The organism is Paraglaciecola arctica, from assembly GCF_018861065.1.
In the GTDB taxonomy this organism is placed as follows: Bacteria; Pseudomonadota; Gammaproteobacteria; order Enterobacterales; family Alteromonadaceae; genus Paraglaciecola; species Paraglaciecola arctica_B.
Genome location: NZ_JAHKQO010000045.1, coordinates 148139 through 167260 on the forward strand (window position 1 = coordinate 148139; position 19122 = coordinate 167260).

The 19122-nt window shown below is 41.9% G+C and carries 16 protein-coding genes and 1 pseudogene; 12 read left to right on the forward strand and 5 right to left on the reverse strand.

All coding sequences use genetic code 11. The features are described 5' to 3' along the window. Window positions 1-546: 546 nt before the first annotated feature. Together ltrA and KO534_RS19705 are read left to right on the forward strand one after the other, a co-directional pair. Window positions 547-2064, forward strand: coding sequence for a group II intron reverse transcriptase/maturase (gene ltrA / locus KO534_RS19700; RefSeq protein WP_354667965.1), 1518 nt, complete (start codon window positions 547-549; stop codon window positions 2062-2064). An 86-nt stretch (window positions 2065-2150) separates the two neighbouring features. Next, a pseudogene (locus tag KO534_RS19705) lies at window positions 2151-2624 on the forward strand (IS3 family transposase); the annotation flags it as partial. A 483-nt stretch (window positions 2625-3107) separates the two neighbouring features. Here the strand turns inward: KO534_RS19705 and KO534_RS19710 are convergent. Next, complete coding sequence (locus KO534_RS19710) at window positions 3108-3542, reverse strand: hypothetical protein (RefSeq protein ID WP_215932441.1); 435 nt, start codon at window positions 3540-3542, stop codon at window positions 3108-3110. A 183-nt stretch (window positions 3543-3725) separates the two neighbouring features. Here KO534_RS19710 and KO534_RS19715 point away from each other — a divergent pair, with 183 nt between their 5' ends. Together KO534_RS19715 and KO534_RS19720 are read left to right on the forward strand one after the other, a co-directional pair. Beyond that, a complete protein-coding gene (locus KO534_RS19715) occupies window positions 3726-4607 on the forward strand; it encodes an NAD(P)H-binding protein (RefSeq protein WP_215932443.1) in 882 nt (293 codons plus the stop codon). Window positions 4608-4925: 318 nt separating this feature from the next. Continuing rightward, window positions 4926-6545: a response regulator gene (locus tag KO534_RS19720; RefSeq protein WP_215932445.1), complete on the forward strand. Its 1620-nt coding sequence runs from the start codon at window positions 4926-4928 to the stop codon at window positions 6543-6545. Between the two features lie 138 nt (window positions 6546-6683). Here KO534_RS19720 and KO534_RS19725 read toward each other — a convergent pair whose 3' ends face one another. From KO534_RS19725 to KO534_RS19740, 4 genes are all read right to left on the reverse strand, one after another. After that, window positions 6684-7436 carry an SDR family oxidoreductase gene (locus tag KO534_RS19725; protein WP_215932448.1) on the reverse strand — a complete coding sequence of 251 codons (753 nt, stop codon included), beginning with the start codon at window positions 7434-7436 and terminating at the stop codon, window positions 6684-6686. 25 nt (window positions 7437-7461) lie between these two features. Beyond that, the gene (kynU, locus tag KO534_RS19730; protein ID WP_215932450.1) at window positions 7462-8697 is read right to left on the reverse strand and encodes a kynureninase; all 1236 of its coding nucleotides are present in this window, start codon (window positions 8695-8697) and stop codon (window positions 7462-7464) included. Further along, window positions 8694-9536, reverse strand: a complete 843-nt coding sequence (locus KO534_RS19735; RefSeq protein WP_215932452.1) for an alpha/beta fold hydrolase — start codon at window positions 9534-9536, stop codon at window positions 8694-8696. The genes kynU and KO534_RS19735 overlap by 4 nt, the downstream gene beginning before the upstream one ends. Before the next feature lie 74 nt (window positions 9537-9610). Further along, on the reverse strand, window positions 9611-10801 hold the full coding sequence (locus KO534_RS19740) for a thiolase family protein (protein WP_215932454.1): 1191 nt from the start codon (window positions 10799-10801) through the stop codon (window positions 9611-9613). A 206-nt stretch (window positions 10802-11007) separates the two neighbouring features. On the opposite strand from KO534_RS19740, the gene KO534_RS19745 reads away from it, so the two are divergent. The 8 genes from KO534_RS19745 (at window position 11008) to lgt (ending at window position 19054) form a co-directional block, all read left to right on the forward strand. After that, entirely contained in the window at window positions 11008-11403 is a 396-nt protein-coding gene (locus tag KO534_RS19745) for a MerR family transcriptional regulator (protein WP_215932456.1), read from the forward strand. Next, a complete protein-coding gene (locus KO534_RS19750) occupies window positions 11400-12569 on the forward strand; it encodes an isovaleryl-CoA dehydrogenase (protein ID WP_215932458.1) in 1170 nt (389 codons plus the stop codon). The genes KO534_RS19745 and KO534_RS19750 overlap by 4 nt, the downstream gene beginning before the upstream one ends. 43 nt (window positions 12570-12612) lie before the next feature. After that, on the forward strand, window positions 12613-14220 hold the full coding sequence (locus tag KO534_RS19755) for a carboxyl transferase domain-containing protein (protein ID WP_215932461.1): 1608 nt from the start codon (window positions 12613-12615) through the stop codon (window positions 14218-14220). A 13-nt stretch (window positions 14221-14233) separates the two neighbouring features. After that, window positions 14234-15028 (forward strand): enoyl-CoA hydratase/isomerase family protein, encoded by a 795-nt coding sequence (locus KO534_RS19760; protein ID WP_215932464.1) that lies wholly within the window; start codon window positions 14234-14236, stop codon window positions 15026-15028. Window positions 15029-15031: 3 nt separating this feature from the next. Then, window positions 15032-17038 (forward strand): acetyl/propionyl/methylcrotonyl-CoA carboxylase subunit alpha, encoded by a 2007-nt coding sequence (locus KO534_RS19765; protein WP_215932466.1) that lies wholly within the window; start codon window positions 15032-15034, stop codon window positions 17036-17038. A 3-nt stretch (window positions 17039-17041) separates the two neighbouring features. Continuing rightward, window positions 17042-17935, forward strand: a complete 894-nt coding sequence (locus tag KO534_RS19770) for a hydroxymethylglutaryl-CoA lyase (RefSeq protein ID WP_215932468.1) — start codon at window positions 17042-17044, stop codon at window positions 17933-17935. Between the two features lie 11 nt (window positions 17936-17946). Next, the gene (locus tag KO534_RS19775) at window positions 17947-18180 is read left to right on the forward strand and encodes a hypothetical protein (protein ID WP_215932470.1); all 234 of its coding nucleotides are present in this window, start codon (window positions 17947-17949) and stop codon (window positions 18178-18180) included. Window positions 18181-18271: 91 nt separating this feature from the next. After that, a complete protein-coding gene (lgt, locus tag KO534_RS19780; protein ID WP_215932472.1) occupies window positions 18272-19054 on the forward strand; it encodes a prolipoprotein diacylglyceryl transferase in 783 nt (260 codons plus the stop codon). The last annotated feature ends 68 nt before the right edge of the window (window positions 19055-19122 follow it).

The window sequence follows — 19122 nt, forward strand, 5'->3', positions numbered from 1 at the left end:
AGCGGCAGTGACTTATTGTATGCTGATAAGGTGATGTAACTCGCTGACAACGGGGAGTGAGGCGAATTCGTTAAGCCAAGATGCTTTTCTAGACTAAGTAGTGGACGGATGAAGAACATGAACCGATTAACCCGCATCTATGGGCTGAAACGTCGCCATTGCCTACACGAATTAACAGGTAATATGGTGCTGAGACATCGTTACAAGTAGCGTCGATGTTACCGAGTTGGTAAGTTACATGTAGGCTCTTATCAATGGATGAGTACAAAATCACAATTCTGTACTTGAGCACTATCACCTTACAGTACGATAAGGTTAAAGACTGCGATCGGCATCCACCCCACTATGTTTGAGTTCAAATAGGTGAACCGAGGAAGACTTGTAATGAATGCTAAGGGAGCAGACCCCGATGACATGCAAGTTGGCGGAGCGTTCGTAGTAGTCTGAGATGGGGAAAGCCCATTACATGGCGAAGGGACGCAGTTTACTGTATTTGCGCGAGCAAATTATCTGACTTCTATGTTAATAGTAATATGGTGAAGACCTTTGATAATCAGCGAAATGCAACGCAAATTAGCAACATGGACATCGACTGATAAAACACGCCGCGTTAATCGTGTTTTGAAACTTATCAGTCATCCTGAATGGTTGCACCATGCAGCGACTATTACGCTCTCTTCAAAGGGCGCGAAAACCGCTGGTGTTGATGGTGTAAATAAATCGCACATGCAAGCAAACCTCGATAATCACCTTCAAGAAATTAGACGATCTCTACTGTCGGGTGATTATCAACCGATGCCTGCAAGGCGAGTATACATTCCAAAAGCCAACGGGAAACAGCGCCCATTGGGTATTCCTACCTTACAAGACAGAATTGTACAACGTGCCATGCTCATGGCGATGGAGCCAATATGGGAAAACGATTTTCATTCGTTATCTTACGGTTTTAGACCAGAGCGTAGTGTCCACCACGCTATTCGAACAGTGCAGTTGCAATTAACTGATCCTGCCGATAAGCGAGGACGCTGGGTAATTGAAGGTGACTTATCAAGTTACTTTGATACCGTTCATCATAAATTATTGATGAGTTGTGTGCGTAAACGCATTAGTTGCGATCGGTTTAACACCTTGCTTTGGCGTTTTATGAAAGCAGGTCATATCGAACGTAATTTATTCTGTGCAACGAGCCAAGGGGTACCGCAAGGTGGAGTGATATCACCCTTATTGTCGAATATCATGTTAAATGAATTCGACCAACATCTAGATTCACTTTACTTGTCAAAGAAAGCGCGAAAAGACCGCTGGTACTGGAATCGCACCATACAGGATAAGCGCAACATTGCTATTGAAGAGAGCCGACAATGGAAACCTGCTGTTGCTTATTGTCGTTATGCTGATGACTTTGTATTAATCGTCAAAGGCACTAAGGCAGAAGCATTGGTCATTCGTGACCAATGTCGGAGCTTCCTTGAAGGCAATCTTAAATTAACATTGAACATGGAGAAAACTCATGTGACACATGTTAACGATGGATTTATTTTCCTTGGCCATCGCATCATCAGAAAACGAGGGCCAAAGGGCAATATGCGTGTGGTGACGGGCATTCCTCACGGCAAAGCTAAAGCGTTCTCGCACTCGCTCAGCAAAGCCTTGTCGAGTGACCACTCTTGTAGCAAAGTGGATAAAGTAGAGCAAATCAGCCGCAAGTTAAAGGGCTGGTCTCAATTTTATCGGCACACTAATTTTACTGCTAAGGTTTACAGTAAAATCGACCGCATTGTATTCTGGAAACTGGCCAAATGGCTAGCACGAAAGTATCGCTGCTCTATTAAATCGTTAATGATGAAATGGATAAGACGACCTTCTGCTAACCACGCCACAACATGGGTTGTATATGGTAAATCAAACAAGGGGAATGTATGCGGCGCTTCACTATTTAGATTAGTAAGCAGCCCCAAAATGCGCTTTATGTGGCGTTTACCAGAAATTAACCCATATCTTAGGCTTGAAGAAAGAAATACAATCACATCACGCTACAAAGATGTTGCTATGGCTGTTAGCTAGCATTAAATGGAGAGCCGCATGCGCTGAAAGGTGCACGTGTGGTTCGGTGAGGAGAGGCTGAGAAATAGTTCGACTACGCTTGGTCTCTTACTCTACTAAAAACGGGCGAAGGCTGGCAGTATTTGGCTGTCGTGATGGATTTATTTGGCAGGCGCATTGTTGGCTGGCATACGTCAAAACGCATGACTACTGATTTGGTCGAGTTGGCATTTATGAAAGCGCATAGGCTACGACAGCCACCAAAAGGCATCGTTTTTCACAGCGATAGAGGCTCACAATACACGAGTAAACGCTTTAGAAACCTGTTGAAGAACCTTCATTGCCGGGCAAGTATGGGTGATGTAGGTGCGTGTTGGGATAATGCTGTTGTAGAAAGGTTCTTCGGCAGTTTAAAGCATGATTGGTTGTTCAAAATAGCGCAACCAACAAGAGAGCATATGAAGCAAGATGTTGCTGCATATATCAAATATTACAATGTGGAACGGTTGCATTCGTCGAACGGCGATCAATCACCCGTTGAGTATGAGAACTCCTTTAGAAAAGTGTCCGGTTGGAGTTGACCAGAACATAGAAAGCACGCGATTCTTATACACATGAATTCAAATAAGAAGCGTTAGAGCTTGTGAATAAAATTGGCTTTGTTCAAGTAGCTAGAGAATAGAGTGGTGCCAAATCACAACTTTATTATTGGCGCATATTCACTCGGAATAAGGCTTCCACATCTGGCTGAGAAAATACCCTCGCATGTGATAATGCTCCCTTAAAACATCAGCTGGCTGTGCAGGATGAAAAGCTTGTTATATTAAAGAAGTTGGCACGTAAATCCCGAGAAATCCAATTGAACAGGATTTGGATTTTATTCATGATTAAAACCCTATGAAAAACCAATTCAACCCAGTGTTCAGCAGCAGAAAACGCATACACGAGTCAAGGTAGCATTCGATATCAAACTCAACATTACCTTAAGCAATAGTTCATCCATTCAGTAATCGCTATATAGCAGACGATTGAGGCGGTCAGAGAATGATCGCGATTGGGTACAATTAAACTTTCTCATACGTGCCAATTTGCTGGCTAGACAAACATTCAACTTGTTTCAACTCATAACTCGGAACTAGCCAATTTACCCCAACAATATTTTCTGGATTAACCTGAACCATAATGCAAACCGAAGAATGGCGTGAAACCCTAAGCGTCAACTGATTAGCCACATCCGCATGAGCTTTTACCCTGAATTCTTGTATACCTTCAGGCACTGAAAACACTGTGTATTGTTTAGTGGCTAACTTACCATAATATTTGTTATCCCAACCAACGTAGGCATAACTTAAGCTGCCTTGTAACGCACTATCTCGATAAATCGTTACTGTTACAGGATTCAAACTAGGGTTTGGTTGTGTCGATTCTATACTTGTACAGCCGCACAAAAATAGCACTATGGCTAGGGTGTAAATAATGGTTGTGCTTAGTAAGTTCATCTCTCATTACCTTTTAATAAAATTGATATTCAGGACAAGATTAATTGCCGCAAGGTAAAGCAGTGGTGAAATTTAATCGAAAATCGAAGCGCTCACCTTTTTAGATACACATCTTGATAATTTCACCCTAAGTTGACTTAGCACGGTTTAGATTTCCCATAAAAACCTAGGAGAATGAACATAATGAGCAAAATCGCAATTTTTGGTGCCAGTGGTTATTTAGGTAAATCTATTGTTCGCGCGGCTATAGAAAAAGGTGTAGCTGTTGTCGCATTTGTGCGCGATAGGCAGGGTTTTCAACAAGGAGAATTTGCTGATGTTGAAACGCGCGCCGTTTGTTTTAATAAAAACAAGCCGCTAAGCGGTAAATTAGATGACTGCTCTGGCATTATTTCCACCTTAGGGATCACAAAACAAAAAGATGGTCTGTCATATGACGAGGTTGACTATAGGATAAACGCTTGCATTTTACGCGAGGCTGAAATAACCAGCATCGAAAAATTCATGTTTGTATCGGTATATAAAGGTGACACTTTTAAAGATGTCGCTTTATGCAAAGCCAAAGAGCGCTTTGTTAGAGAATTATCCGTGTCGACAGTATCCTCTGTAATTATTCGTCCAACTGGGTTTTATTCAGACATGCTTGATTTTTTGAAGATGGCGAAAAGTGGTAAAGTGCATTTATTTGGCAGTGGAGAGCAAAAGCTCAATCCTATTTCGGGAGACGATCTCGCGATTGAAATGTTAAAAATTTTGCAAAATGACTGGGAGTCTAAATCAAATCGGTCAATCAATATCGGGGGTCCAAAAACCCTGTCCCACCGTCAAATAGCCAAATTAGCTTTTTTAGCATTAAAGCGACCCATTATTATAAAAACACACCCCGATTGGTTGAGAAAACTCTCCCTGATGTTCGGTCGATTTTTTATTCCGCAAAAACTTTTTGGTCCTTACGAATTTTTCCTCACAGCAATGGGTGAAGACATGAATACTGATGAATATGGCACTCAGAGTTTATATGTATTTTTCAAACAACAAGCACTAAAACTTGAAAACCGTACATGACAAAACTTATATCTTAGAAACCATCGTCAATCACACACTTAAGGCGGTTTTGAACGAATAGTCGCTATTTTTGTTCATGTATTCACATATCTAAACACTGTGAATAACAATACTGGTATCACTAACCTTGTTAACCACAATAACCACTAGCCTACCCAAATCTCAGATTTTGACAGTTGCCCAATCTAGCAACTATCAAATATCGATGCTGTGGATCTAAGATATCCCTCTATCAATTCAGATTTTCTTTTGTTTTAGCCTTATTATTTCAACAGTAAATACGATAACCTTTAAGAACGTTCGCAATACCGGTAACCAATGAATTCACAATTAGCTAAAAACACCAAAGTACTTATCGTAGATGATCAAGCCTTGGCTAAGGGATACATGAAGTATTCTTTAGAGGAGTTGGGGTTTAGCGATATTACTTATGTGGATAAAATCAACCTTGCATTAACCACGTTGAGAAGCCAAAAATTTGATTTGATCATTTGCTCTTACAACGTAAAACACGAGCAGGATGGCTATTATTTTTACGATGAAATTAAAACCAATGGTGAGCTCCCGCTTAGCACCGCTTTTGTATTTATTAGCGCAGATACCAATTCTGATTTAGTGCAAAGCATAATTGAATTACAACCCGACGATTTTTTGGCTAAACCTTTTACTGTAAGAGATTTAGATCGCAGATTGAGCCGCGTCTTAGCCCGTAAAAAAGCTTTGCACGGAGTCTATTTATGCATTGATAAGAATCAGTATGCACAGGCTCTATCTGAGGTCGAATTGTTCCTAGGCGACCCCAAACATTCAGAGTTTTTCCCTTTAGCTTTGAAAATTAAAGGGGAAATGCTCACAGCCTGCGGCCACTTCAAAATGGCCAAAGACTTTTACTTAGCCATCTTAAAAGTACAAACCTTTACTTGGGCGCAATTGGGTTTAGTTAACAGTTATTTGCACCTTGATGAAGATGAATCTGCAGAAAAATTGGTATTAAGATTAGCATTTAAACCAGACTCGCAGCTCGCTGCCTATGATTTGCTAACGGCTTTACAAATCAAACAGAATGATTTCGATACCGCCCTTGAGAGCGTCATGATGGCCACCGAAATTTCCCCAAGAAGTATACGCAGACATAGGACGGCCTTAGATCTTTCTCGCATTACTCATGATTATGAAACTCAATTCGAAGCCGCAAAAAAGATTGTTAGATTTGCCAAGAATTCCATTCATGATATGCCTGAAAATTATTTAAATGTAGCAAGAGCTGGTATCGACTATGCCATGACTACAGACGCTTCTGATACTGATAAACTCATCAAACAAGCTAATGAGTACATTAGGCAACTAAGACAGGCTTTTCCTAAAGCGGACATCCAAGAGCAGATGAAGGTTGTTAACGCTCGACTACTATATCTTGAAGACGAAAAAGATAATGCTTTATCCTTGCTCAACAAATTAGATGAAGACAGTTGGGAACACGAAGGAATTGATGCTTTGTTAGACAAAGCCAAAATTTTTCATGATGTCGGGTTGTTCGAACGTTCACAGGCCGTGTTGGAACAAATCGAAGAGCGTTGCAATGATAGCTCCGACCAAAGTGAAGTTTTCTTGCAATACATTACCCAAGAAAAACACGAAAAATCGACAATTAAAACCAGTTCAAAAGATCTCAACAATACCGCTGTCGGTTTTTTCCACAAAGGTGACATCGACAATGCGTTAGAGGTATTTACGCAAGCTTTTACAATTATGCCTAAAAACGCATCTATTGCCCTCAATTTGTTGCAAGCCATTTCATCTAAAGCGGCAAAATTAGGTACCACACCGGTATCGGACTCTGTACTTAAAAAATGCATTAAAACAATCGAAAATGGTAAGTTGAATGACGTGCAGCAAGAGAGGTATCACAAGATACGTACAACATTAGACGCTTTATAAAAATCAACTTTAATCACAGCTTAGAGATATCTACAAACGCTATGCGTTGTTGCAAAGGCCAACTATTTAGTTGAAAAATGCCAGCTTAAACCCAAATACTCGCAGTTACAGCGCTTTAGCGACGGTGTCACAAATAACTTATAAACCCCCTGTGATATCGATGAAGCTGCCGGTAACAAATGAAGACTTTTGTGAAGCGAGCCAATAAATAGCCTCAGCAACTTCAGTTGTTTCACCACCTCTTAACATTGGAATTTTAGATTTAAGCCGGTCGATTCGATTAGGCTCACCCCCTAAGGTATGAATGTCAGTGTGTATCAGACCAGGCCTAACCGCGTTGACTCGAATACCTTCGGCTGCAACTTCTAATGCTAAACCTCTTGTAAGGCTATCAATGGCCCCCTTAGAAGCGGCATAATCTACGTATTCATTAGGCGAGCCACTTTTCGCCGCGCCAGAAGACACATTGACTATAGTGCCACCACCCCCTCCATATTTTGTGGACATACGTTTGATTGCTTGTTTGCAGCACAAAAAGCAACTCATCACATTAGTGTTCAAGACTTGAGTAAATCTTTGTTCCTCTATTTCGTCAAAGCGGCACTGTTTTTTTAATATCCCTACATTGTTAACTAATACCGAGACTGGCCCCAGTTTACGGTCAACTTCATCGAATAACCCTTGCACTTCTGAAGATTTAGACACATCCGCTTGCACAGTGATACATTTAGGTGTGTATTGTAAGAGCTCATTTTTGAGTTGTTGTGCGGCTTGGTTATTGTTTAGAAAGTTAATACACACAGCATATCCATTTTGAGCAAAAATTTTGGCACTTGCCGCACCAATTCCTCTGCTTGCCCCTGTGATAATGACGATTTTATCAGTTTGCATATCGGTTCCTAATCAGTCTCAAATCCTAGGTTACTTTTGATGCAACCTTAAAACGTTGTGCTTGATATAACTTGCTTTCTACCACTTCTTTAAGGGTGGATACCGCCAGCCACACATCTTCAAACGACGTGTAAAGTGGCGTAAAACCAAATCGAATCATATTGGGCGCTCTAAAATCAGCAATCACACCTTTTTCAATTAACGCTTGGCAAATTGCATAGGCGTCGTTATGTGAGAACGCCAATTGACTCCCTCTTTGCCTAGCGTCAACAGGAGAGCACAAGGTCAAGTCGTCTAGAGATTGATGTGATTGCATAAGCCTAAGAAACACCTGTCCTAAGGACGCTGATTTGCTTTGAATGGTCAACATATCTACATTGCGCCAAACATCTAGTGCCACGTCTAAACCACTCATAGCGATAACGCTTGGGGTGCCACATTGAAATTGGTTAATGTTACTGCTGGCTTGGTAGAGAGGGTCAAAAGCGAAAGGCTTTGCATGGCCCATCCAGCCAGACAATGGTTGTTTAACAAGCTGTTGATGGCGCGTCGCTACATATAAAAACGCCGGTGCACCTGGCCCACCATTTAGGTATTTATAACCACAACCCACAGCAAAATCTGCCTCACATTGATCTAATGCAACGGGTAAAGCCCCTGCACTGTGAGCCAAATCCCATATTACGAGTATACCTTTGTCATGGGCCAGTTGAGTCAATTTTGCCATATCCAATGACTTACCAGTACGAAAATTGACTTGAGTTAACAATAGCACCGCCACCGAATCGGTTAAGTGTTGCTCTATATCCAGCTCATTTACCAACTGTAGATGACATAAATCTTCACCGAGTAAATCACTTACTCCTTGCACCATATATAAATCAGTTGGAAAATTATCCTCAGTAGACAATACCACTTTACGCTTTGAATTAAGGGCTAGCGCACTGCATAACAACTTGAATAAATTTACAGAGATAGAATCACAACAAATTACTTGCCCTGGCGCGGCGCCTATAATGGGAGCTATTTTTTCACCCACTTTTATCGGAAGGTCAATCCATTGATGACTGTTCCAACTCTTGATTAAGTCATTTCCCCATTGCTGAGTGACCACCTCTGACAAATGGCTTTTCACGGTTCGAGGTAATGCTCCTAGTGAATTACCATCTAAATAAATCACATCTTTTGGCAAATCGAATTCAAGGCGCTTATCTGCCAATGGATCCGCCTCATCTAGGGCTCTAATTTCATCAAAATTCATTTTAGTAACCCGTTTAATTGTTTAATAAGCGTATCGAAGGCTTCAGAACCAGGGTGTATCCAATCAAAGTGCCCTACTCCATCTAACATAATGACTTGGCTATCGAGTTTATCCAATTCGAATCCAGGTACGATAGCGTCTTTGCCACCTTGCAAAATAAGGGTATTGGGATGTAACGCTTGTTTACTTGGATTCGCCATTTCGTAATCAAAGATTTTTTCTTTTGGCATACCATTCATGAAGTCTTTCGTGGCTTGTTGGCAGCTGTTTGAGCCAATTGCGTATTCTTCAATATCAGTAATTGCAGCTAAACCAATTACGCTTTTTAGCCCTTTGATTGCTCCACCAGCAAGTAGGGCTAAATGCCCTCCAGCCGAATGCCCGACCAACACAGTTTCGCTTAAATCAAACTCGCCATTATTATACTTAGCTGAGGCAAGGATCCCTGCTTTTATATCCTTGTAACTGCCAGGCCATCCCCCACCTGAATCGCCACTTCGACGATATTCTAACGACCACACATTAAAACCGGCTTGAGCTAATCCTGTACTTAAAGCAAAAGTATGTTGAATATCGTAGGCACTTAACCAACACCCGCCATGGATTAAAACAACTAGAGGTTTTCGTTGAGTGTTTTCAAGTGAAGTAGCACGCCACAGCAAGGCGTATTGTAATGGATCTGCACCATAAGTTATTTTTTGTGCCGCTGGCGTGAAAGATAAATTAGCCGCGTTTGCATAGTCAACATCATTGGCTACTTTAGGAAATTCTATAACAGTTTCGGCGGCACTGTTGGCGAACGAAAAAATACACAGCGATATGGCGAATAATCGATTCAAGATAGTTGTCTCTAAAATAAAAAAGCAGTGTTCAAAATAACACTGCTTATGTACTAACTAAAACGAATTTTTACCTAGAGCATTTCAACTGCAATGGCAGTCGCTTCTCCACCTCCAATACACAAAGAAGCCACACCTTTTTTCAGATTTCTCTGTTTAAGTGCATGTAGTAAGGTCACTATAACCCGAGTACCCGAGGCACCGATAGGATGTCCCAAGGCACAAGCCCCACCTTTAACGTTCACTTTATCGGGGTCGAGCCCCAACTTATTAATGGCCAACATAGTGACCATGGCAAAGGCTTCGTTAATTTCAAATAAATCAACGTCTTCGTGTGTCCAATGACTCTTCTCTAATAATTTTTGAATCGCGCCCACTGGTGCCACAGTAAAATTTTCAGGTTCAATAGCGTGTGAACTATGTGCCACTATTTTAGCCAAAGGAGTTAATCCTAACTGGTGTGCTTTACTCTTTGACATCACTAATAGCGCCGCCGCGCCATCGGATATTGAACTTGAATTGGCAGCAGTTACAGTACCGTCTTTTTTAAATGCTGGGCGCAACGACGGTATTTTTTCTGGTTTAGCCTGTTTAGGGCCGTCATCACTATCAATCAAAGTGTCGCCTTTGCGGCTTTTGATAGTAACAGCAGAGATTTCATCGTTAAACAAACCCGCTTGTTGCGCATCGTTAGCCTTTTGTAGACTAGATAAGGCAAATTCATCCATTTGTTCACGGGTGATCCCTTCGGCATCAGCTGTCGCTTGTGCAAAACATCCCATAGCTTGTCCATCATAGGCATTCTCTAAGCCATCTAACATCATATGATCTAGTACCTGACCATGTCCCATTCGATAACCAGAACGCGCTTTTGGCAAAAGGTAGGGTGCATTGCTCATGCTTTCCATTCCACCGGCAACTATGGCATCAGCTGTGCCCGCTTTAATTAAATCATGGGCCAACATAACGGATTTCATGCCCGAGCCACAGACTTTGTTGATAGTGGTTACACCAGTAGCAAGCGGCAAACCCGCTTTTAAAGACGCTTGTCTTGCAGGAGATTGTCCAAGTCCGGCTGGCAATACACAACCCATTATGACTTCATCTATATTTGACACAACGGCTGCAGATTCTGGTGTTTCTTGCAACACAGCTTGTATAGCACAGGCTCCCAGTTCCGTTGATGTCATCGGCGCTAGACTTCCTACAAAGCCGCCTAAAGGTGTACGTTTTGCTGCAACTATTACAATTGATTCATCAGACATAAAAATTCCTAAACTTTGCTCTATTAACTACGTATTTATATCACTGGCGTACAGGAATTTGCACGCTTTGTGAGTTATTGCAATCACTGAGTTTCACAATAACGCCATTCCAATATTGATTTTAAAACTCTAACACTTTACATTCACTTTCAGTTTACGTAAACGTAAACCTTGTTAACAAAATATTGACTATATATGAGTACATTATGAGTGAACAGATTTTTAGCATAGGCGAACTAGCCAAATTAATGGACATTACACCACGCTCTATTCGGTTTTACGAAGAGCAAGGTTTACTAAAACCCACTAGAAATGGCCAAAATCGAATCTATCTGAAAAAGGATCAAGTTCGCCTGAAACTGATATTACGTGGTAAACGTCTAGGGTTTTCCCTAGCTGAAACCAAAACCTTATTTAATCTATACGACAGTCACAAAAATTCAAAAGTTCAGCTTGAAGAAATGCTCAAAATGACAGCTGAAAAGCGCGCCTATATGCAGCAACAACTTGAAGATATTGCCATGTTAAAAACTGAACTAGAAGACGTGGAAGCCCGTTGCCAAGAAGAACTGACTGCCTTAACTCAAGGACAAATCGCATGAATGCCCCTTATCCAACCTTAAATTTTGGTCTCGGTGACGACATCGACATGTTGCGTGATCATGTTTACAACTTCGCCCAAGGTGAAATTGCTCCTTTAGCTGAAAAAGCCGATCAAGAAAATGGTTTCCCTAACGAATTATGGCCCAAATTAGGCGAAATGGGCCTGTTAGGCGTAACGGTTGCAGAGCAATACGGCGGGTCCAACATGGGATACTTGGCACATGTTATTGCTATGGAAGAAGTTAGCCGTGCTTCAGCCGGCATAGGTTTAAGTTATGGTGCTCATTCAAACTTATGCGTTAACCAAATACACAAAAATGGTAGCGATGCACAAAAGCAGAAATATTTACCGAAACTAGTCAGTGGTGAACATATTGGTGCGTTAGCTATGAGTGAACCAAACGCTGGCTCAGATGTGGTAAGCATGAAACTCAGAGCGGATAAACGCGGTGATGTGTATGTGTTAAATGGCAATAAGATGTGGATCACCAACGGTCCCGACGCACATACTTATGTAGTGTATGCCAAAACCGATTTATCCGCCGGCCCTAAAGGCATGACAGCATTTATAGTTGAACGTGGCACTCAAGGTTTTAGCCAAGCGCAAAAGCTCGATAAATTAGGCATGCGCTCTTCCAATACCTGTGAACTAGTGTTCCAGGATTGCGAGGTTCCAGCAGCAAATATTCTTGGTCAAGAAGGTGGCGGCGTACGTGTTTTAATGAGTGGGTTGGATTTTGAACGTGTGGTTTTGTCAGGTGGCCCCTTAGGTATTATGCAAGCTTGTATGGACTTAGTCGTGCCCTACATCCACGACAGAAAACAGTTTGGTCAATCTATTGGAGAGTTCCAATTAGTCCAAGGAAAGGTCGCTGATATGTATACCCAGATGAACGCGGCTAGAGCTTATGTTTATGCGGTAGCGCGCTCTTGTGATAGAGGTGAAACCACCCGAAAAGATGCAGCTGGAGCCATTCTTTACTCAGCAGAATTAGCCACAAAAATGTCCCTTGACGCGATCCAATTGTTAGGTGGCAATGGCTACATCAACGAATTTCCAGCAGGTCGATTATTACGTGATGCCAAATTATATGAAATTGGAGCAGGCACCTCTGAGATCCGCAGAATGTTAATTGGTAGAGAATTGTTTAAAGAGTCAGAGTAGTAATGATTTTAAACCTCCTAAAGCAAAAAACTGGAGCCATACTGTGCCAAAAATAATCAGTAAGCTAAATATTAAGAGCCAAGACTTTGTGGCTAATGCGCAGCACATGCAGGCGCAAGTCAATGACTTAAAAGATAAAATTGCAACGATCAAACTAGGGGGTGGCGAAAAAGCGAATCAAAGACACCTTGACCGTGGCAAATTACTTCCACGAGAGCGAATTAATGCTCTACTTGATACCGGTTCACCTTTTTTAGAGTTGTCGCAACTTGCTGCATTTGAAGTCTATGAAGACTGCGTACCCGCTGCTGGTGTAATAGCAGGGATTGGGCGTGTTTCTGGCGTTGAATGTATGATTGTTGCCAACGACGCCACAGTAAAAGGAGGCAGTTACTACCCTTTAACCGTGAAAAAGCACCTACGGGCTCAAACCATAGCAGAGCAAAATAATTTACCTTGTATCTATCTAGTGGACTCTGGTGGTGCAAACTTACCGCGTCAAGATGAAGTGTTTCCCGACAGAGAACATTTTGGACGCATATTCTACAACCAAGCAAACTTGTCGGCACAAAATATTCCACAGATTGCGGTTGTGATGGGCTCATGCACAGCGGGTGGAGCCTATGTACCCGCAATGGCAGATGAATCAATTATCGTCAAGCAACAAGGTACTATCTTTCTTGGTGGCCCTCCATTAGTCAAAGCTGCCACTGGTGAAGTGGTCAGTGCAGAGGATTTAGGAGGCGGCGATGTACACTGCCGTAATTCTGGCGTAGTCGATCACCTTGCCAATAATGACAATCACGCCCTAAAAATTGCCAGAGATGCAGTTGCCAGATTAAACCGCAAAAAGACCATTGAGCTTGACGTGCGCGAACCTGTTGAACCAGCCTATTCCAGCGACGAAATATATGGGGTGATCCCAAAAGACACTAGACAGCCTTATGATGTAAGAGAAGTGATCGCCAGAGTGGTAGATAACTCGGAGTTTGATGAATTTAAATCACTATATGGTCAAACACTGATATGTGGCTTTGCGAGAATTTTTGGCTATCCAGTGGGCATAGTTGCCAACAACGGTATTTTGTTTTCAGAGTCTGCCCAAAAAGGGGCACATTTTATCGAGTTATGCGCCCAGCGCAAAATTCCCTTGGTGTTTTTACAAAACATTACTGGCTTTATGGTTGGTAAACAATACGAAGCTGGCGGTATCGCAAAACATGGCGCCAAAATGGTGACCGCAGTTGCCTGTGCCAAAGTACCTAAATTTACGATTTTGATTGGCGGCAGTTTTGGGGCCGGTAACTATGGTATGTGCGGACGAGCTTACGATCCACGTTTTATGTTTATGTGGCCTAATGCGCGTATTTCAGTAATGGGTGGCGAACAAGCGGCGGGGGTGCTGGCACAAGTTAAACGTGAACAAAAAGAGCGCGTCAACGAATCTTGGAGTGCAGAACAAGAAACCCAGTTTAAACAACCCATTATTGATACCTATGAAACCCAAGGACACCCTTATTATGCCTCAGCCAGATTGTGGGACGACGGCGTAATAGATCCGGCTGATACTCGTCAGGTATTAGGTTTGTGTATATCCGCAAGCTTAAACAAAACCATTGAGGACACCCGGTTTGGCGTCTTTAGAATGTAAGGATGAAAAAATAATGAATCAAACCGATAAAGTTTTATTTGAAATAGATAGCAGAGGTGTGGCAACGGTCACCTTAAACCAGCCTGAAATCCACAATGCTTTTGATGATAAGTTAATAGAGCAACTTACCGCTATTTTTAGCCAAGTAGATCAGCACCAAGATATTCGTGTCATGGTACTGGCTGCTGCTGGTAAAAGTTTTAGCGCGGGAGCCGATTTAAATTGGATGCAGCGCATGGCAGGTTATAGCTATGAACAAAATTTGGCTGACGCTAACGCCCTGGCTAAGATGTTTTTTATTCTAAATACTATTAATAAACCCACCATTGCGCGAGTACAAGGCGCAGCCTTTGGAGGCGCAGTAGGTTTAGTTGCCTGTTGTGATATGGCAATTGGTAGCAAGTTAAGTAAGTTTTGTTTAAGTGAAGTAAAGCTTGGATTAGCACCCGCCACGATAAGCCCTTATGTAATCGATGCACTAGGTGCCAGAATTGCAAGGCGCTATTTTGCTACTGCTGAAGTTTTTTCAGCCACACGTGCAAGACGTTTAGGGCTACTTAGTGAAGCGGTAGTAGAAGAAGAACTAGACAAAACCATTGAAGATCTCATCGAGCACATTCTAAGAAACTCTCCTGCTGCCATTCGCGCAGCCAAAGAGCTTATTTTTGAAGTACAGGACAAGCCGATTACCGACGAGTTAATCGCTATGACTAGCGAAAAGATAGCTGAGCTTAGAGTCTCTGAACAAGGTCAAGAGGGCCTCAATGCGTTTTTGCAAAAACGCCGCGCGAATTGGGTAACGGAGTAAGCAATGTTTAGTAAATTATTGATAGCTAATCGCGGAGAAATTAGTTGCCGCATCATAAAAACAGCCAAACGTATGGGCATTTTAACTGTAGCTTTATATTCAGATATCGACAAACAAGCCTTACATGTAAAAATGGCTGACGAAGCAGTATATGCAGGCCCTTCCCCTTCTAAAGATAGCTATTTACAAGCACAAAAAATCATCAACATTGCTCTAAAAGTTGGCGCCGATGCGATTCATCCGGGATATGGTTTTTTGTCAGAAAACGCGACTTTCGCTAACTTATGTCAGCAAAACGATATTGTGTTTGTAGGCCCTCCAGTAAATGCTATTCAAGCCATGGGCTCTAAATCAGAAGCTAAAAAAATCATGGAGCATGCCAAGGTTCCTCTAGTGCCTGGTTATCATGGCGAAGACCAAAGTGCGGAAGGTTTAAAGTCCCATGCCGACAAAATGGGCTATCCAGTATTGCTTAAAGCTGCGGCAGGTGGTGGCGGTAAGGGAATGCGTCAGGTATGGCAAGCTTCAGAATTTAACGACGCTTTGGCAGCGGCAAAGCGCGAAGCAATGTCGAGCTTTAGCGACGACTTAATGTTAGTCGAAAAATATCTCATCGAACCCAGACATGTGGAGATCCAAGTATTTTGTGACAATTTTGGTGAAGGCGTTTATCTATTTGAACGTGACTGTTCGGTGCAACGTCGTCATCAAAAAATCATTGAAGAAGCCCCAGCCTTTGGGATGACCGAAGAATTACGAGCTCAGATGGGAGAAGCCGCCTTAAAAGCAGCTAAAGCCATCGATTATGCGGGAGCAGGAACTGTCGAATTTTTATTGGACAGCAATGGGCAATTCTATTTTATGGAAATGAATACCCGTTTACAGGTAGAACATCCTGTAACAGAGATGATCACCGGCCAAGACTTGGTTGAATGGCAATTGCGGGTTGCCAACAATGAACCTTTGCCATTGCCGCAACAAGCCTTAAGTATTCATGGTCATGCTTTTGAAGCCAGAATTTATGCAGAAGATCCAAATAACGAGTTTTTACCGGCAACGGGTAAATTATCTTTGCTGCACCCCCCTATTGAGTCAGAACATGTTCGTGTAGATACTGGCGTGATTCAGGGGGATGACGTTTCGGTTTTTTACGATCCTATGATTGCCAAATTAATTGTATGGGACGAGACTCGAGATAAAGCTTTGGCGCGATTAACTAAAGCTTTGACGGAATATCACATTGATGGTGTGGTCACTAACATTGAATTTTTATATAAATTAGCAAGCAGTGTGCCTTTTAAGGCAGAACAAATTGACACCGGTTTTATTGAAAAACACCAAGATTCTTTATTGTTAAATGAACAACAAGATGTCGAGCCATTGTTACCAGTTGCCGCTTTATATCTGATGCTCCACAATAAACAGCATCTTGAGACAAATCTGAATGACCAATTTTCACCTTGGTCTCAGGGTAACGCTTGGCGAGCAAATGAGTTACACCATCAAAAATTAGAATTGATGGTAGGAAAAGACACATTTGTCGTACAAGTTAGTCAAGCCTATGTGGGTAAACATATTGTGTATGACATGAAGATTGGCCATCAGGAGTATCGATGTTCAGGGGTGCTTGAAAACGACCAATTAATTTCCACCATTAATGGTCACCGCACAATTTCTAAAGTAAACGCACATCAAGAAGGTTATTCAGTATTTTGTAGTGGAAAGGTCATCCAATTTCAAGCTTTACAAGCTGACCTAGGGGATACCCAAGATAACGCCGCAGACCTTGGCTTTACTGCCCCAATGAACGGTACGGTAATCGCTATTTTAGTTGAGCCACAACAGCAAGTAGAAAAAGGCCAACCTCTGATTGTTATAGAAGCCATGAAAATGGAACATAGCTTAAAAGCCCCCTCTAGCGGTTGTGTCAGTGAGTTTTATTTCAAAGCGGGTGACTTAGTTGATGGCGGTGTCGAGTTATTAGCTTTCCAAGCTAATCAAGAGGCTTAAAATATGTTACCTAAGTCCGTTAAAATCGTTGAAGTTGGCCCCAGAGATGGTTTACAGAATGAACCCAAACTAGTGCCTACAGACGCTAAAATAAAATTGGTGGAACAACTAGCTGATGCTGGTTGTAGCGTAATCGAAACGGGTAGTTTTGTGTCACCTAAATGGGTCCCACAAATGGCCGATAGTGCAGACGTTTTCCAAAAGATAAATCGACAGAATAGGGTATGCTACACCGCACTGACTCCCAACTTGCGTGGCTTGCAACAAGCCATAACAGCGCGAGTTGATGAAGTAGCGGTATTTGGTTCCGCGTCAGAAGCGTTTTCCCAAAAAAATATCAATTGCTCGATATCAGAAAGCCTTGAACGTTTTATTCCAGTAATGGAACTGGCACAACAACATCAGTTGCCAGTTCGCGGTTATGTTTCTTGTGTATTGGGATGTCCCTACGAGGGAAATGTTAGTCCCCAGAAAGTAACTGAAGTAAGTAAACAACTGCTAGATATGGGCTGTTATGAAATATCTTTGGGGGATACTATTGGAGTGGGTACGCCAATAAAAACCCTACATATGTTAGAAGCCGTGTTAAATGAGATTCCAGTAGAAAAATTGGCTGTGCATTTTCATGATACTTATGGTCAAGCTTTGGTGAATATATTAGTTGCTTTGCAACAAGGTATTTCAGTAGTCGATAGTGCCGTATCTGGTTTAGGGGGGTGCCCCTACGCAAAAGGTGCCTCTGGCAATGTGGCCACAGAAGACTTAGTCTATATGCTTGACGGTATGAACATCAAAACAGGCATCAATCTTAAAAAGCTGACAGAAGCTGGATTGAATATGATGCAAGTATTGGGAAGACAATCAAATTCCAAAGTAGCTTGCGCTTTAACTGCATAAGGAAAATTTTTTTGGCTGAACATGATCCATCTCGCACTCCCCTGCCAGCAAACGTCAGAGTGATGATTGCATTAACCGCCTCACCAACACTTTTGGTAGTGGGCATGTTGTTGTACACACTATTTGTTGACGGCTGGCAAAAAGTGAGTATCAGCATGATTGTTTTTTCATTACTGTGCGCAGTCGCTTACTATGTGGTCATCACTGGCCATCCGCCTCGCCTTGGCTTTAAAAAACGTAATTAAAACAAAAACTATCAAGTGTCTGAATAAAACCATTCAGGTACAATGCTGTCATTCCCCTTAGCAACACACTAACCATCATAAGGCAGATTTAATGGAGTTTTTTACTTGGGATGTAAACCCAGTATTAGTAGAATTGTTTGGATTAAAAATACATTGGTACGGCGCATTATTTGCCGCTGCGATTTTCGCCGGCCTTCAAGTTATGAAATGGATATTCCAACAAGAAAAAGTCAAGTTAGAATTGCTTGATTCTTTGCTCATGTATTGTGTTGTTGGCATTATTGTCGGGGCCAGACTGGGTCACTGCTTATTCTACGACCCAGAATTTTACTTAAGTAATCCTCTTAAAATACTCGCCATTTGGGAAGGAGGGCTTGCCAGTCATGGCGGCGGCTTAGGCGTTATTTTAGCCGTGTACTTTTTCCAGAAAAAATACAAAGTAGAGTATTTATGGTTGTTAGACAGGCTAGCAATCGCTACGGCTTTATTTGGTTTTTTCGTTCGTTTTGCTAACTTCATGAATTCTGAAATAATAGGCATTCAAACTGACGTACCTTGGGCTGTAATATTCACTCGCATTGACCTGTTGCCTCGACATCCCGCACAGTTATACGAATCACTGTCTTATCTAAGTATATTTGTGGCGTTACTATTGTTATACCGTTTTACAAATATTAAGAAACACTCTGGGGCGTTATTGGGAGCGTTTTTATGTTTAGTATTTACCGCGAGATTTTGTATTGAATTCGTAAAAGTAAAACAAGAAGCGTACAACGGCGACATATTTATCAATACTGGGCAGGCCTTGAGTATTCCGTTTTTTGCGGTTGGCCTATATCTGGTGTTGCGAGCTTGGAAGAAAAGTCGAGGTTGAAACTAACATACCCATTTATTGTTTTTAGATAAATGGGGGATACTCTAAATAAAGCTACTGAAGTTTAT

Bases quoted from the DNA above. Each gene is read 5' to 3' on its own strand.
- KO534_RS19710 (WP_215932441.1), bottom strand. From the start codon at position 3,542: ATGAACTTACTAAGCACAACCATTATTTACACCCTAGCCATAGTGCTA.
- KO534_RS19715 (WP_215932443.1), top strand. From the start codon at position 3,726: ATGAGCAAAATCGCAATTTTTGGTGCCAGTGGTTATTTAGGTAAATCT.
- KO534_RS19720 (WP_215932445.1), top strand. From the start codon at position 4,926: ATGAATTCACAATTAGCTAAAAACACCAAAGTACTTATCGTAGATGAT.
- KO534_RS19725 (WP_215932448.1), bottom strand. From the start codon at position 7,436: ATGCAAACTGATAAAATCGTCATTATCACAGGGGCAAGCAGAGGAATT.
- kynU (WP_215932450.1), bottom strand. From the start codon at position 8,697: ATGAATTTTGATGAAATTAGAGCCCTAGATGAGGCGGATCCATTGGCA.
- KO534_RS19740 (WP_215932454.1), bottom strand. From the start codon at position 10,801: ATGTCTGATGAATCAATTGTAATAGTTGCAGCAAAACGTACACCTTTA.
- KO534_RS19745 (WP_215932456.1), top strand. From the start codon at position 11,008: ATGAGTGAACAGATTTTTAGCATAGGCGAACTAGCCAAATTAATGGAC.
- KO534_RS19750 (WP_215932458.1), top strand. From the start codon at position 11,400: ATGAATGCCCCTTATCCAACCTTAAATTTTGGTCTCGGTGACGACATC.
- KO534_RS19760 (WP_215932464.1), top strand. From the start codon at position 14,234: ATGAATCAAACCGATAAAGTTTTATTTGAAATAGATAGCAGAGGTGTG.
- KO534_RS19765 (WP_215932466.1), top strand. From the start codon at position 15,032: ATGTTTAGTAAATTATTGATAGCTAATCGCGGAGAAATTAGTTGCCGC.
- KO534_RS19770 (WP_215932468.1), top strand. From the start codon at position 17,042: ATGTTACCTAAGTCCGTTAAAATCGTTGAAGTTGGCCCCAGAGATGGT.
- lgt (WP_215932472.1), top strand. From the start codon at position 18,272: ATGGAGTTTTTTACTTGGGATGTAAACCCAGTATTAGTAGAATTGTTT.